Here is a 13,750-nt window from a genome sequence, read left to right as displayed (position 1 = left end):
ACGGTAGAGGCACCGGGCCACCGTTCGAAACGGATTTTCGCGCAACCGCCGGAAGCCTGCCGCACCTCAGAAGTACCAGCCGCAGCAAGGGGGTCGTGGAGGCGGGCGGGGAGGGCCGAAAACCCGTGTCCGCGGGGGAGGGGTGGTGCGACACTCCGGGCCATGACTGCACCTGAGCTCGGCGACATGGACTATCTCCGGGAGATCGAGCGTCTCGCCTACCGCGTCACGGTCGAGGCGTCCGACGAGGACTGGCTTTCGTACGAGCCGGATCCGGAGGACGTGACACCGTTCCGGAGCAGCGTGAACGCGCTTGCGCGGGTGCTGCGCAGCTATCACTTCGAGGGAGACGGCTGCATCGAGGAGGACCGCGCCCTGGTCAGACTGGTCGGTGCGACGCTGCTCAAGCCTGACGTCATGCCGACCGGGATCGAGGAGGACTACGAGACGGCGTGCGCGCGGATCGGTGTCGAACCCCGGCCGGAGGGCTGGGCGTTGTGGAACACCTGGGCGGACGGGGGTCAGCAGGTCACCATGGTGGTGTCCGCCGTCGAGACGACCGAGGGGCTGTTCGAGAACTGGTCACGGGGGAGGGCCCTCGATCCCGTGACCCCGCTCCCGTCGCAGATCGCGCTCGTCCGCCGGGGCTGGGTGGGCCCGATGACCTTCTCGCCGCGCGGAGTCGACCGGACCGGCCTCGGCGGGAAACCGCTGTCCTGACGTCCTGCGCCTGAAATCCGGTGGCACGTACCCGGATTCGACGGACGGCTCGTACGGGACGACCGACGGCCGGGTCGGCGTCGTCCCGCCGCCCGACCCGGCAACCATGAAAAAAAAGTGGTGACCGGCGGGACGGCCGGTTGAACCGACGGTGTCGGACCCGGCCCCTACCCTCGGGGACATGGCCGTTCAGCGCATGGACAACGTCGGCATCGTCGTCGACGACCTCGACGCCGCCGTCGCTTTCTTCACCGAACTCGGCATGGAGCTGGAAGGCAGGATGCCGATCGAAGGACGCTGGGCGGGAAACGTCGTCGGGCTCGACGACATGCGGAGCGAGATCGCGATGATGCGGATCCCGGACGCCCCGGGCCGGCTCGAACTGGTGAAGTACCACACCCCGAAGGCGATCACCCCCGAGCCGGAGACCACCCCGGTGAACACGCTGGGCCTGCACCGCGTCATGTTCGCCGTCGACGACATCGAGGACACCCTCGCCCGCCTCCGCCCGCACGGTGCCGAACTCGTCGGCGACGTGACGCGCTACGAGGACAGCTACCTGCTCTGCTACCTCCGCGGGCCGAGCGGAATCATCCTCGCGCTGGCCGAGCAGCTGGGCTGAGGAAGAGGTGGTTCGCCCGCAGAGGCGCCGCCTGCTCGTCCGTCCGGGGTCGCGAAGCCGGACCGGAGCAACGGGCGGGGCGTCCTGCCGTCAGGGCGCGGGCCGGACCGCTCTCCGCAGGTACACGGCCGCGGCGGCGGCTCCGCCGAGGCAGAGGGCGACGTCGGCTCCGAACACCCACCAGCTGGTGGTGTCGAGGGCGGTCCATGTGCCCAGCGCCGCGCACAGGGTGAGTCCGAGGCCGGCGGCGGGCAGGACCCGGCGGTTCTTCGTGCGGGGAATCAGGACGGCGTACTCCACGGCGAACAGGCCGAGACCGAGGAGGAGGGCCGTCGACAGCACGGCGAGCATGCCCAGTTGGCTGACCGGGCTGGATCTGCCGTCGGCCGAGATGGTGGTGATGCTGTCGTGCCAGGTCGTCAGCTCGACGGTCTCCCCCAGGGAGACGGTGTTGTAGACCCCGATGTCGACGACGTAGGACGCGGGCCGGCCCGAGGCGCGGGTGACGACGAGCCGGTCGGGCCCCTGCCCCTCGCCGGAGTACTTCTTCGTGACGGTGCCGGCCTCCTGGCCGAGGCACTCGCCGGCGGTCGCCCCGGCGGTGGCGGCGCAGGGCCGCGCGTGCAGGTGGGCCGTGGCCCGGGTGTGCTGGTCCACCCCGTGCAGGACGCCGGCGACGATCGCCGCGACGCCTGCGATCAGGGCGGCGGCACGCGTCGCGTACACCGCGGCCCGGCCCGTGGGCCCGGCGGTGCGCGGTGGTGTTCCCTGCTCCTCGGCCGTGCGGCGGTCAGGTGTCTCCATCCCGTTCGTTCCCCTTCGCGCGCAGTCGTCACGTCCGTCGGTCATGCATACCCCACCAGTGGTTCCGGAACACGTAGTTGATCCGTGGTCAGAAGGTACGGGGCCCGGGGCCGGGAGCTCGGCGGGGCGGAGCGGGCGGCAGTGCGGTGGCCGCCCGGTGCCCCGGTGAGGTGCCCGGGTGAGGTGCCCGGGTCCGCCTCCGTCCGGTCAGTGCGGCGTCACGGTCACGGTGACTGCGGGCTGCGGCTGGTTGCCGCCCGGGATGCTCAGGTTGATCCAGCCGAGGAGCTTCACGGCGGTCAGGGCGACGATCAGCGCGAGGATTCCCCCGACGACCCAGGCGGCGCTGCGCAGTGACGCCTGGTTGGCGGCACGGGCCTCCTCCACCCGCGCGTCGACCGGCCGGACGAAAACCGGTGCGGCGGAGGTCTGCTGGACGACGATGGTCCGCGGTTGCTCGGCCGGACGCTGTTCGGCGGCCTTGGCCAGGTAGAGGGCGACGGCTTCGCCGCAGTTGTCGGGAATGCCGTGCAGGGGGCAGGTGTCGGCGGGCGTCGGCAGGGTCATCGGCGTCTCCTGGGCTGGGCGGGCTGGGCTTGGCGGGTGGGGCTGGGCTGGGCGGGCGTGGCGGGTGCCGGGCGCTGCACGGGGGTTCCCGGCAGATCGAGGACGGCGGACGGCGGCCGGTGGCTAGCGGGCGGCGGCGGTCACCCGCACCGTCCGAACGCGTGGCCGTGTGCGTGGCCGTGCGCGTGGCCGTGCCCGCCGCCGGGCGGCCGGTGTGTCGTGGACCGCGCCGCGCGGCACGGTCGTGGAGGTCCTCATGGCCTACAGTCTGACGGTCCGTCCGGCGAGCCGTCTCCCGGGGCGGTCGGGCCGGGCGCGTGCCGGTCGGTCTCCGCGGCGTCGCCGGTACGGCTCCGCAGGTCGGGCGGGGAGCCGGGCAGTCCGCGCTGCGCCCGTACGACCCGGTGGAGCGCCGTGATGGTCGCCGCACCCTCAGTTCAGGCTTGCGGCCCAGTCGGCCAGCAGGGTGAAGTCGTGGTCGGCCAGACCGGCTCGCGGGTCGATCCGGTGCAGGAGCGCGGGGCCGTCGTGGTGGGTGTCGACGAACGCGCGGTCGGCGTCGGTGATGTCGTCGTCCACCCAGGCGAACGCGCGGCCTGCCGCCCAGGCGACGATCTCGGGCGTCTTCCAGAAGACGCCGCCGGGAGGCTGGGGTCTGGGCGAGGGCCACGGGACGAACGGCAGGTCGGGCAGTCCCAGGATCGGGGCCACGAAGGCGTTGGCCTCCTCCTCCCAGGTGGTCGCCCAGACCAGGTCGAAGGGGAGCGCGGCCAGGGCCCGGCCGTGGTCCTTGTCGAGCCAGACCCGCAGCGGCTTCATCTGCCTGAGGGGCAGTCCCCAGGTGGTCAGCCGGCGCCGCTCGGCGGCCTCCCACCGGGGCGTCAGGAGCCGGTGCGTCCCGTAGCCCGCGGGTCGGCGGTGCGGCTTCGCCGCGTACGGGTTGAGCAGTCCGTCCACATCCACCAGCAGCACGGGGCGCACCGGCCCACCTCCTCGGTCCGCTCCGTACGGTAGCCCCGGCGGCGGGGATCACCCAGCGGGTTTCCCGCTGTCCGGGCCGGTGGCCGGGGCCGCGGTGCGGGGCGGATGTCCGGGGCCGCCGTGCGGTGGTGCGGGACGGGGCCGGGCTCCCGTCCGTGGAGGGGAGCCCGGCCCGTGCCGTGGTGCGGTCTACCAGATCGCCTCGACCCACTCCGGGTGGTCGATGAACGGGTTGCGGTTGTGCTGGTAGGTGTCGTAGATGACCTGGTTGCGCCTCTCCTCGAAGGCGCTCGGCGGGTCCTCGTCGTTCCACTGCTTGAGGACGGCGAGCTTGCCGATGTACGGGTTGCTGCCGTTGTTGACCTTCTCGTTGGGCTCCAGGTCGGCGAAGCCGTCGCCGCCGTCGTAGCGGACCGCCATGTAGAGGATCATGCGGGCCACGTCGCCCTTGTCGGCGTCGCGCGGCTCGAACGAGTCGGAGTCGACGAGGCTGCCGCCGCCGTTGCTGACCGTGCTGCCGCCGTTGTCGAAGTCCAGGTTGCCGCGCGTGCTGTTGACCTGCACGTCCGCGGGGCGCAGGTGGTGCAGGTCGGTGCCGGGGCCGGTCGCCTCGCCGAAGTTGCCGTGGGACTTGGCCCACACGTGCTCGCGGTTCCAGTTGCCCACGGCACCGCCGTTGAGGGTCTTGCTGCGCGAGACCCCGCTGTAGAGCAGGATGACGTTGGCGGTGTTGTTCGGGTCCTGGTCGGTGGCCTTCAGGGCGTTCCAGACCGCGTCGTACGAGATCTTGGTCTGAGGGCTGATGATCGTGTGCAGCGCGGACTTCAGGCTCGTGCCGCTCTTGCCGATCGCGTTCTTGTAGTACGTGCTGTCGTACGCGGTGGTCGTGGCGCTCGCGGGGGTCGCGGCGACCGTCGGGAGGGTGAGGCTGAGGAGGACGGCGACGACGGTCGCCGCCGACACCTTCCACCTGCGTATCTGCGCAACGGGCATGGGGATGCCTTTCCCGGGGACGACACGCGCCGGACGGCGGCGGATTGCTCAGGGGCGCCGCGATCTACGCGTGTTGACTAAGTGGTAAGCGGGAGCATGACACGACGTGAGGTCCTGCTGTGTAACCAGGAGGAGGCCGTTCTGTGACGTTCTCGCATACGCTGCGAGCCCTCGGCCGTCGCCGCCGTGCGGGCGCGGGAGATCGCCAACTCTCAAAGGACTGGACCAGGTTGACGCCCCGGCAGGCGTCCCGCAGATCACCCCGGCCCGACGGACCCGGCGGGCGGGCCGCTCAGGCGTCCGCGGGCAGCGCCGGCCGGAGGGCGGCGACCCCGGTGGCGTCGGCGAGCAGCAGCACGCCGTCGGGCGTGACGTCGGCGCCGCCGAGCGGGCCGGCGGAGAGGAAGGCGGCGATCGCCGGGCCCTCCTCGCGCGGCCAGATCCGCAGGTAGTCGCCGCCGACGCCGAGCCGCACCGGACACGCCGCGCGCTGCTCGTCGGAAGGCCGCACGAGCTGCTCGGGGTCGAGCGGCACCGGGTCGCCGGTGCGGGCGTCGAAGGTGTGCAGGACGGGCCCGCCGTCGGGCACGAACGCGGCCAGCAGCGGGGTGCCGTCCGGCGCGGTCGCGGCGGTGACCGCGGTGACGCCCGCCAGCGGGCGGGCCCACAGGGTGCGCCAGGGCAGGTCGGTGCCGAGGTCGGGGGCGGGCAGGCCGTCCTGGTGGCAGGCGTGGTCCAGCAGCCCGGCCCGCAGGCCGGGGCCGGCCTCGTGGCGGGTGAACAGCGGGGCCAGGCGGAGCCAGGTACGGGCGATCGGCGGCAGCTCCCCGCCGCCGGCGGCGAGGTGCTCCACGGCGGCGCGCAGGCCGACCTGCCCGGCGTGCAGCAGGAACCCGGGGTCGGCGAGCAGGTCGGGGAGCAGGCCGCCCTCCAGTGCGTGGCCGGCGAGCTGCTCGCGGACGTACGGCCGGGCCTGCGCCCAGCGGCCGGGGCCGTCGCCGGGCACACCGGCGGCGAGGGCGGTGGCGATCCGGCGCTGCGCCTCGCGGGCGGTGCTGCCGATGCGCTCGCGCAGCTCCTCGGCGACCGCGGGGTGGGCGATCCGGACGGCCGGCCGCTCGTCGTCGCCGACGAGGTCGAAGAACGGCATCAGCAGGTGCTGCCCGGCGGCGAGGGCCGGGCCGAGGTCCCTGCCGGCGACGGCGGACGCGAGGGCGGCCCACAGGTCGAGCGGCAGCGGTTCGCCGGGTCCGGCCAGGGCGAGCGGGGTCAGCAGCCGGCGCAGGGTCAGCTCGTCGGTGCCGCAGCGCTCGGCGTGCAGGTCGAGGGCGTCGCCGATGGTGCGCGGCAGCGGCACACCGCCGTCCGGCACGGCCCGTGCGGACCACGCGGCCAGCCGTACGGTCAGGGGGCCGTCCGCGGTGCCGGCCAGCTGTGCGGCCGCGGCGGGGTCCGTGAGGGTGAGTTCGGCCTGCAGGCGGAGACCGGCCGGGTCGGCCCAGGGCTGCGCGTCGAGGTCGACGACCAGCAGGTCGGCGGTCGGGAGCCGTTCGGCGAGCCAGCGGGCCTGCGCGCGCGGCACGTCGGCGAGCAGCCGGACCCCGGGCGCGGCCGCCAGCGGCAGCAGCACCTCGGCGGCCACCCGGGCGGGCTCGTCGAGGGCCCGCAGCACTCCGGCCCGGTCGGAGCCGGCGACGACGACGGCCGCGGGCTCCTCGCGGGGCGCGGCCAGCAGGCGGTGGACGTCCTCGGTGCGCGCGGCGTCCGGGGTGAGTTCGTCGGCGACCAGCCAGAGGAGCTGATCAGCGGTCAGCCCGGTCGCGTCGAAGACGCGCGGGGCGGGCAGCCCGTCCGGCGGGACGGTGGCCGGGTCGAGGCCGGCCGTGTCGATCCGCTTGCGGTACTCCGGGTCGCAGAGCATCAGGAAACCGGTGACCAGCCGTGATCTGCCGCTGCCGCCGCTGCCGGTGACCAGCAGGGTCCGGGGTGCGCCGCCGGTGCCCGACCGCCAGGCCGCCAGGGCCCGCAGTGCGGCTGCCCGGCCGCCGATGTACGGGTGGGGCTGGTACGTGGTCGGGTCGGTCACGTCGGTGTTCTCCGGTCCGGTGTGCGCGGTGCGGTGCGAGGTCGTGCGGTGCGAAGTCGTTTGGTGCGGTGCGGTGCGGTGCTGTGCGGTGGGGGTCTGTGCTGTGCGGTGGGGGTCCGGCCTCCGGGCCGGGTCAGTGCCAGTTGGCGGGCTCCGTCACGTACTGCCAGCCGTCGGAGGCGGCGGCGTCCGGGTCCGCGCCGGCCAGCCACAGCCGCAGCTCGTCGAGGACGTCGCGGTGGTCCGGGCCCTCCGTCCGGTAGACGGCCAGGTACCGGGCCTGGAGGGCGACCATGGTGAGGAACGACTCCAGGGTGGTGCCGGCGAGCGCCTCGCGCGGATGCGCGTGCCCGGAGGATCCGGCCGGGAGCATCCGCAGGACCCGCCCGGTCGGGCCGTCCAGCAGGAGGGCGGCGCCCAGCCACTCGCCGAGCGGCAGGAACGGTCCGGGGCCCGGCCGTTCGCCGCCCGGGACGGACTCCCACGGGCGCGGTGCGAGCCCGTCGGCGGTGAGGGGCGCGATCCGCAGGCCGGGCTGGTGGTCGACGGACGGCACGCCGACGTCGGTGAGCAGCCGCCGGGTCGGTGCGTGACCGAGGCCCGCGGGCAGTTCCTCCGGCCGGAGACGGTGGACGTGCCCGGCGCCGAACGTCTCCTCCAGCAGCCCGCGCAGGTCGGCGACCGCCCGTGGGTCGTACGGACGCGGCAGGATACGGCCGTGCCCGCCCACCACGGGGGTGAGCTTGTGCCTGGGGCCGGGGCGGAGCAGCGCGGTGTCCAGCTCGACGGCGTACGCGCCCTGCCGGTCGGCGAGGACGAGCCGGCCGTCGACCGCTCCGGCGTACGACGCCTCGGGATGGTGGAACACGCCGAGCGGCTTGCCGTCGGCGTCGAGGACCTCGGTGCGGTGCCACGCGGGCCGGACGGACGGGCGGCCCTCCGCGGGGGTGAGGCCGGGCAGGTCGGTCTCCGCCGGCACCGGCCCGGCGAGGAGTTCGCCGGTGGCGGCGTCGAGCACGAGGCGGACCCCGGCCTCGTCCCCGGTGACGGCGGCCGGCCGGCCGAGGTGCTCCGCGGCGGTGACCGACTCGACGTCGGAGCGGTGGACCGGGCCGGCGACGGTGTAGTCCCCGGCGGGCCGCCAGTGCGACCAGAGCGTGCGGAACAGCAGGGGTTCGGGGCAGGCGCCGGCGAGCTGCCGGGCCCGCTCGGACTCCCCCCGGGTGAAGGCGTCGTGGGCGAGGTGGGCGATCCATTCGCCGTGCGGGGCGCCGGCGAGCCCGTAGCCGGTGAGGAAGTGCAGTGCCGCGGCGTGGGTGCCGCGCACGATGCCGTCCCGGTAGCAGGCCCGGAAGCCCTCGACGAGGGTGTCCTGCGGCACCCGGCCGAGCACCCCGGCGTCGGCGAGGAGGTCGTCGAACCGGCCGGCCGCCGCCGCGTGCCCCGGCAGCGAACGGGCGGCCCACTCCGCCGTCGCGCCACCGCCCAGCAGCAGGTCGGTGACCCGCCCGTGGACCGCGGCGGGGTCCGTGACGGACGCGCGCAGCTCGCCGGCGAGGGCCGCCGAGGCGAAGCGCACCTCGCCGTCCTCGTGCACCAGCCACGGGAGTCCGTCGGCCCAGGCGGACAGCCGGTCGGCGGGGACGTCCTCGCCGGAGGACGCCCGGCAGAGCACCGCCCAGCCCTCCACCGGCACCTGCCGCAGCTCGGCGCAGGCGAGCGCGCGCAGCGCGTCCACCGCCCCGGCCGGCGCGGCCGACACCAGCGCCCGCAGCTCGTCCGCGGCGCCGCCGCCGGGCAGGCCGACCACGCGGGCCGCGAACGCCGGTGACACGGCGTCGGGGAGCTCCGGTGGCACGGCCTGCTCGACCACCAGCCGCAGCTTCCCCTCGCCGGTGGCGACGGCCAGGTCGCGCACCACCCGGCCGAGCAGCGCGGGCTCGCCGCCGGAGGCGAGCGTCCCGGCGAGGTGGGTGTTGGCGAGCAGGATCGTCCGCGGACGCTTCTCCTTGCGCAGGGCCCGGACGAGCTCGCCCAGGTCGCCGTAGGCGAGCCTGCGCAGCAGCCCCGTCTCGTCGACGATCTCCTGGACGACCGCGTCGGCGCTGCGGCCGGCCGCGTCGACCAGGGCCGCCGCCGGGAACTCCGCCTTCAGGGCGGCGAGGACGGACGACTTGCCGCTGCCCGCCGCGCCGCAGACGTACAGCCGGCCGGGCCCGCCGTCGCGCAGCCAGTCCGCCGCTCCGCGCACGGCGGCCCCGACGGCGGCCTCGTCCCGTCCGGTCATGCGGTCACTCCCTCGGTGGTGCTCACGTGGTGTCCATGCGGCTCTCGTACACCTCGCGCCAAGTGTCCCCGACCTGGGCGACGTAGTTGCCGAAGTCCTCGTTCATCAGGTCGCGCGGCGTCTTGGTGCCGCCCTCGCCGGTGACGCCGACGACCTCGCCCTTGCGGTAGCCGGTGGCGTAGTGGATCGGCACGCCGTCGTGCACGTCGGAGAGGTAACCCGAGCAGTCGGCGTGTCCTGCACCCTTCCCGCAGGGCTCGCGCTCGGTGTAGAGGCTGAGCACCTCGTACTTGTCGGCGTCCGGGCGGGTGTTGTCGATCCGTTCCATCCACCCGCCGATGTGCGTCTCCGAGTGCAGCGGGGTGACGCCGGCGCGGGCGGAGCTGGGCGGCACCGAACTGTCGACCACGAAGCTGATCTCGTTGGTCCGCGGGTCGTAGACCTCCATCACCGCGTAGTTGCGGCCGCTGAAGTCGGGGCGGTGCGGCCCGGCGTCGTTCGCCGCGGCGGTGATGCTCTTCCGCTCGAACGCCTCCTTGATCGCCTTCTTGACCTCGACGTACTCCTCGGACTGCTTCAGGGCCACCTCGGACTTGCTCGACCCGTGGTCGGCCGCGCCGCGTGACCCGGTGTCCGCCTCGCCCGGGCCGGTCCCGGGCGTGTCCAGGGCGGGGGAGTACGGGTGGCTGTGCGGCTCCGGGTTCGAGCCGACGCCGTGCTGCTCGTGGAAGGCGTGGCTCATCCGCCCCAGCGCCGCGACGACGGCGCCCTGCTCGCCGGGGTGCATGTCGGCGAAGCCGTCCAGCGAGTCGGCGAGGTCCTGCCGGCGGAACGTCTGCCGCGGCCCGTCGGTACCCGCCGCGCGGTCGAGCACGTCGGCGAGGCTGCCGTCCTCCGCCCAGCCGTGGAGCCGGTCGTAGACGGGGTCCATGTCGACGCCGCGCACCGGGTTGGAGTCGCGCAGCGCCTGCTGCCGCTCGTCCGGGGCGACACCGTAGAGACTGTCCTTCGCGCCCTCGGCCTCGGCGAGGCGCTCGTGCTCGGTCCGGGCCTCCTCGTGGATCGGGTGGTCAGGGTCGTCGGCGTGCTTGTCCGCCAGGCTCTGGTGGCCGTCGCCGTCGCCGTCGCCGTCGCCGTCGCCGTCGCTCTCGTTGTCGCTGTCGCTGTTCGTGCCGTCGTCGTCGACGTCCATGTCCGAGCCGTCGTCCGCCGCGGCCTTCGTCTTGCCTGCGGGGTCGGCGGGGCGGCGGTCGTCCGCGGCACGGTCGTCGGCCGGCCTGCCGTCCGCGGCACGGTCGTCCGGGATCGGGCGGCGGTCGGCGTCGAGCGGGATCGCCCAGACGCCGTGGTCGCCGTTGTGGAGCGGCTTGTCGCTGCGGGCGCCGGTCTGGTTGTCGAGGTAGGTGATCTTCCCGTTGTGGTTGACCACGTTCCAGGCGTGGGCGCGGCCGTGGGCGTCCTGGGTGACGATGACGGCCTGCGAGCCGTGGCCCTCGCGGCGGAGGGTGTCCTCCAGCCGGTGGAACGCCTGGTCGCCGTTGCCGAGATCCCCGAAGGGTGCGCCGAGCTGACGCTCCGCCCGGTCGCGTCCGCCGTGTTCGCCGTCACCGGTGCCGTCGTCGCTGCGCGGGGCGGCGGCGGTGGGGTTGCCGCTGTAGGTGTCGGCACTGGAGAGCGCCACGTCGAGGCAGTTGTTGTCACGGCCGGGCGTGCGGTGCCCGTCGCCGTTGACCGCGCCCGGCCAGTCCCCGGCCGGGTCGGGGTGGCGCTGCGGGGTGCCGTCCGGGTTCTTCGGGATCCGGCTCTCCAGCTCCTGCTGGTGGTGCTCCTCCACCCGGGCCAGACCGCCGGGCGCGTCGTACGGGCGGCTGTCGGAGAGCGGACGCTCGTGCGCGGGGACGTCCTCGGACGGGCCGTCCTGGTCACGCTGCCGGTCGTCGGGGGTGGTGCCGTGGTCGTCCGGGGTGGCGTGGTCGTCCGCCGTGCCGTGGTCGTTCCGGGGGGTGCGGTCGTCCGGGGCCGGGCGGTGGTCGTTCGTGGTGGCGTCGTCCGGACCGGCGCCGGGACGGGTTTCCGGACCGCGGTCGGGACGGTCCGCCGTGTCCGGTGTACGGGCCGGGGCATCGGCCGTCGGCCGGTCGGCCCCCGGCCTACTGGTGTCCGGACGCGGGCCGGGCGCCGGCCGGTCGGTGCCCGGCTGCCGGCCGAGGCCGGACGGGCGGTCGCCGTGGTCGGGCCGGCTCGTGGACTGGCCCGGAACGCCCGCCGGGCGTCCGGACGACGGTCCGTCACCGGCCTGGCCGGGCACGGGCCCGCCCTGCCGCGGGGGAGCGCTGCCGGACGGGGTGCCGGAGGCGGGTGCACCGGCCGCCGGAACAGGTCCGGTCGTGACCGGGCCGGTCGTGGTGGGGACACCGGTGTTCTGCCCGGCCGGGCCCTGCTGTCCGGTCGTGGTGTCCGGCCCCGGCGTCGGCGCGTGGGCCGGCGGTGCGTCCGCGACGGCGGTGGACGCGGTCTCGACCGTCACCCGGTGGGGGCCGCCGTCGGACGCGGACGGGCGGGTGTGCTCCGGCCCGGAGGACGGCACACCCGCGGACGGGACGTGCGGGACACCACCGGTGGGCACGCTCCGCCCGTCGTCCCCGCCGCGCTGCGCACCGGGCGACGGCTCCGGAGAGGAGCCCGGTGTGCGGTGGTCAGGAGCGGAGGCAGGCGCCGCACCGGAGCGGTCCTGCTGCGCGGGGACGTCCGAACCCGGCCGGGCCGGGCCGCCCTCGGAGTCGTGCGCGGGGGCCGGCGTGTGTGCGGGGGCCGGGGCGTCGTTGCCGCGGACCGGCCCGTACGACGGCCCACCGTGGTCCGCACCGCCGTGCGGGGGAGTGGACGAGCCCTCGTCCCCGCGTACGGGCCCGTACGACGGCCGGGCCTCGCCCGCGTGCGCGGGGGCAGGAGCCGAGTCGGGTGCGGTGTGCGAGGAGACCGGGCCCGGACGGGAGTCGGCCGTGCCGTGCGTCGACGCCGACGACCCGTCGCCATGGTGCTGCGGGCCACCGTGCTGCGGGCCCTCGTGGTGGGACGACGCCTGGGTGGGTGTCGGGTCCGGCGCGGAGTGCGCCGACACCGGGCCGGGCCGGGCCGGGTCCGCCGCCGAGCGGTCCGACGGCCCGTCACCGTGGTGCGCGGGGGTGTCCGCGCCGTCGGGTCGGCCCGGTGCGGGGCCGTCGGAGGCGGGGGCCGGCCGCGCGTCGGTGCCGGTGTGTGCGGGCGCACCGGCGTCGGATCCCGGGGACGGGGTGTGCGAGGCGGACGGGGGCGGCGTGCCGTCGCCACCGGCCGGAGCGTGCTGTGCGGTCGGTGCAGGCGTGGAATCGGTGGTCAGTCGTGTGCCGAACGGGTCGAGGGGTGCTGCGGTGCGGCTGTCCTGGCCGTCGTTGCCGAGCCGGGCCGGGGTGGCACTGTCGCTGCGGCCGTCCGCCCCGGAGCTGCCCTGCGGCCCGGGACTCCCCTGCGAGCCGGACCGGTCGGACGAGCCGCTGCCACCCGAGGTGCCCGGGCCGCCCGAGGTGCCGGTGTCGCCGGAGGCGGTGCGGTCGCCCGGGGACGTGTGGTCGGTGTTGGTCGAGGCGTCCCCGCCGGCAGGCCGTCCGCTGCCGGACGCGCTGCTGCCGGTGGAACCCGAAGGGCCTGACGTGGTACCGGAGTCGGACCCGCCGGACGCGCCGCCGGACCCGGAGGAACCGGACGGTCCCGAGGAACCCCCGGTGCCGGAGGAGCCGCCCGCGCCGCTTGCGCCGCCGGAGCCGGACGCGCCGCCGGAACCCGACGAGCCGGACGCGCCGGAGGAGCCCGACGAGCCGCCCGTGTCACCCGAGCCGGACGCGCCGGAGGAGCCCGACCCGGAATCCCCGGTGCCCCCGCCCTCGCTGCCGCTGCCGCTGCCGCTGCCGCTGCCGCTGCCGCTGCCGTGGCCGGCCGCGTTGTCGATGTGGTGCCGTGCCGCGCCACCGGCACGGGAGCCGAGGCCGTCGCGGAGGGACTCGGTGAAGGTCTGGTCCCAGTTCTTCGCGGACTCCTTGCCCTCCTCCCAGCCCGTCTTGACGGTACGGCCGAGGTCGTAGCCGTCCTGCGCACCGAAACCCTGGTTCACGGTCTGCGCGATGAGGTCCGAGATCATGGCCTGCACCGCGGAGACGATCGGGTCCTTCAGCGTCTCCATGATCGCCTCGATCAGGGCGTCCCGGAGCTCCTTCAGCAGCCGGCGCACGATCATCTTCGTCGCCTGCATCGCACCCAGCGCGCCGACCTCGGACAGACCGAAGGTGAACGGCGCCGCCGCCTGCGCCGCGATGAGCTCCGCGGCCAGGATCACGAGCTGCGTGATCACCGCGATCTTGCACACCACCACGATCACCGCAGCGGCCTCGAACGCCGCCGCGATCAGCCGCGCAGCCGTCGCCGCATCCGCGAGGTAACCGTCCCCACCCGTCGAGAACTTGTCGAAGGCCGTCCCGAACGCCTCGATCGAGTCACCGGAGTTCGCCGACCGCACACTGTTCGCGGCACTCAGAGCACGGTAGTTGAGCTCGTCGACCTGATCCGCGAAGTCACGCCACACCTGGGCGCACTCACGCAGCTTGTCCTCGTCCGCCTTCGGCCAGTCGAAGCCGAGCATCTCCAGGACCCACTCGAC

The 13,750-nt window shown here is 75.1% G+C and carries 9 protein-coding genes; 2 read left to right on the top strand and 7 right to left on the bottom strand.

All coding sequences use genetic code 11. The features are described 5' to 3' along the window. Window positions 1-162 precede the first annotated feature (162 nt). Complete coding sequence (locus SNE206_RS37770) at window positions 163-720, top strand: hypothetical protein (protein WP_407918117.1); 558 nt, start codon at window positions 163-165, stop codon at window positions 718-720. A 181-nt stretch (window positions 721-901) separates the two neighbouring features. Continuing rightward, window positions 902-1,342: a VOC family protein gene (locus tag SNE206_RS37765; protein WP_407918116.1), complete on the top strand. Its 441-nt coding sequence runs from the start codon at window positions 902-904 to the stop codon at window positions 1,340-1,342. A gap of 90 nt (window positions 1,343-1,432) precedes the next feature. Here the strand turns inward: SNE206_RS37765 and SNE206_RS37760 are convergent, their stop codons facing one another. The 7 genes from SNE206_RS37760 to SNE206_RS37730 form a co-directional block, all read right to left on the bottom strand. Beyond that, a complete protein-coding gene (locus SNE206_RS37760) occupies window positions 1,433-2,146 on the bottom strand; it encodes a hypothetical protein (RefSeq protein WP_407918115.1) in 714 nt (237 codons plus the stop codon). Window positions 2,147-2,353: 207 nt separating this feature from the next. Beyond that, complete coding sequence (locus tag SNE206_RS37755; protein WP_407918114.1) at window positions 2,354-2,713, bottom strand: hypothetical protein; 360 nt, start codon at window positions 2,711-2,713, stop codon at window positions 2,354-2,356. Between the two features lie 432 nt (window positions 2,714-3,145). Then, entirely contained in the window at window positions 3,146-3,685 is a 540-nt protein-coding gene (locus SNE206_RS37750; RefSeq protein ID WP_407918130.1) for a hypothetical protein, read from the bottom strand. Between the two features lie 198 nt (window positions 3,686-3,883). Beyond that, a complete protein-coding gene (locus SNE206_RS37745; RefSeq protein ID WP_407918113.1) occupies window positions 3,884-4,687 on the bottom strand; it encodes an endonuclease I family protein in 804 nt (267 codons plus the stop codon). Window positions 4,688-4,979: 292 nt separating this feature from the next. Beyond that, complete coding sequence (locus SNE206_RS37740) at window positions 4,980-6,773, bottom strand: ATP-binding protein (protein ID WP_407918112.1); 1,794 nt, start codon at window positions 6,771-6,773, stop codon at window positions 4,980-4,982. Window positions 6,774-6,906: 133 nt separating this feature from the next. Then, window positions 6,907-9,060 carry an SUKH-4 family immunity protein gene (locus SNE206_RS37735; RefSeq protein WP_407918111.1) on the bottom strand — a complete coding sequence of 718 codons (2,154 nt, stop codon included), beginning with the start codon at window positions 9,058-9,060 and terminating at the stop codon, window positions 6,907-6,909. Window positions 9,061-9,082: 22 nt separating this feature from the next. Next, window positions 9,083-13,750 (bottom strand): toxin glutamine deamidase domain-containing protein (locus tag SNE206_RS37730; protein WP_407918110.1); only part of this gene is annotated, 4,668 nt, incomplete at its 5' end.

This window comes from Kitasatospora sp. NE20-6 (assembly GCF_045862635.1).
The sequence above is the reverse complement of the archived record's forward strand: the minus strand, read 5'-3'. Positions and strand labels throughout refer to the sequence as shown.

What these genes read in the sequence shown, in the direction of transcription:
- SNE206_RS37770 (WP_407918117.1), top strand. Translation starts at nt 163, where the DNA reads ATGACTGCACCTGAGCTCGGCGACATGGACTATCTCCGGGAGATCGAG.
- SNE206_RS37765 (WP_407918116.1), top strand. Translation starts at nt 902, where the DNA reads ATGGCCGTTCAGCGCATGGACAACGTCGGCATCGTCGTCGACGACCTC.
- SNE206_RS37760 (WP_407918115.1), bottom strand. Translation starts at nt 2,146, where the DNA reads ATGGAGACACCTGACCGCCGCACGGCCGAGGAGCAGGGAACACCACCG.
- SNE206_RS37755 (WP_407918114.1), bottom strand. Translation starts at nt 2,713, where the DNA reads ATGACCCTGCCGACGCCCGCCGACACCTGCCCCCTGCACGGCATTCCC.
- SNE206_RS37745 (WP_407918113.1), bottom strand. Translation starts at nt 4,687, where the DNA reads ATGCCCGTTGCGCAGATACGCAGGTGGAAGGTGTCGGCGGCGACCGTC.
- SNE206_RS37735 (WP_407918111.1), bottom strand. Translation starts at nt 9,060, where the DNA reads ATGACCGGACGGGACGAGGCCGCCGTCGGGGCCGCCGTGCGCGGAGCG.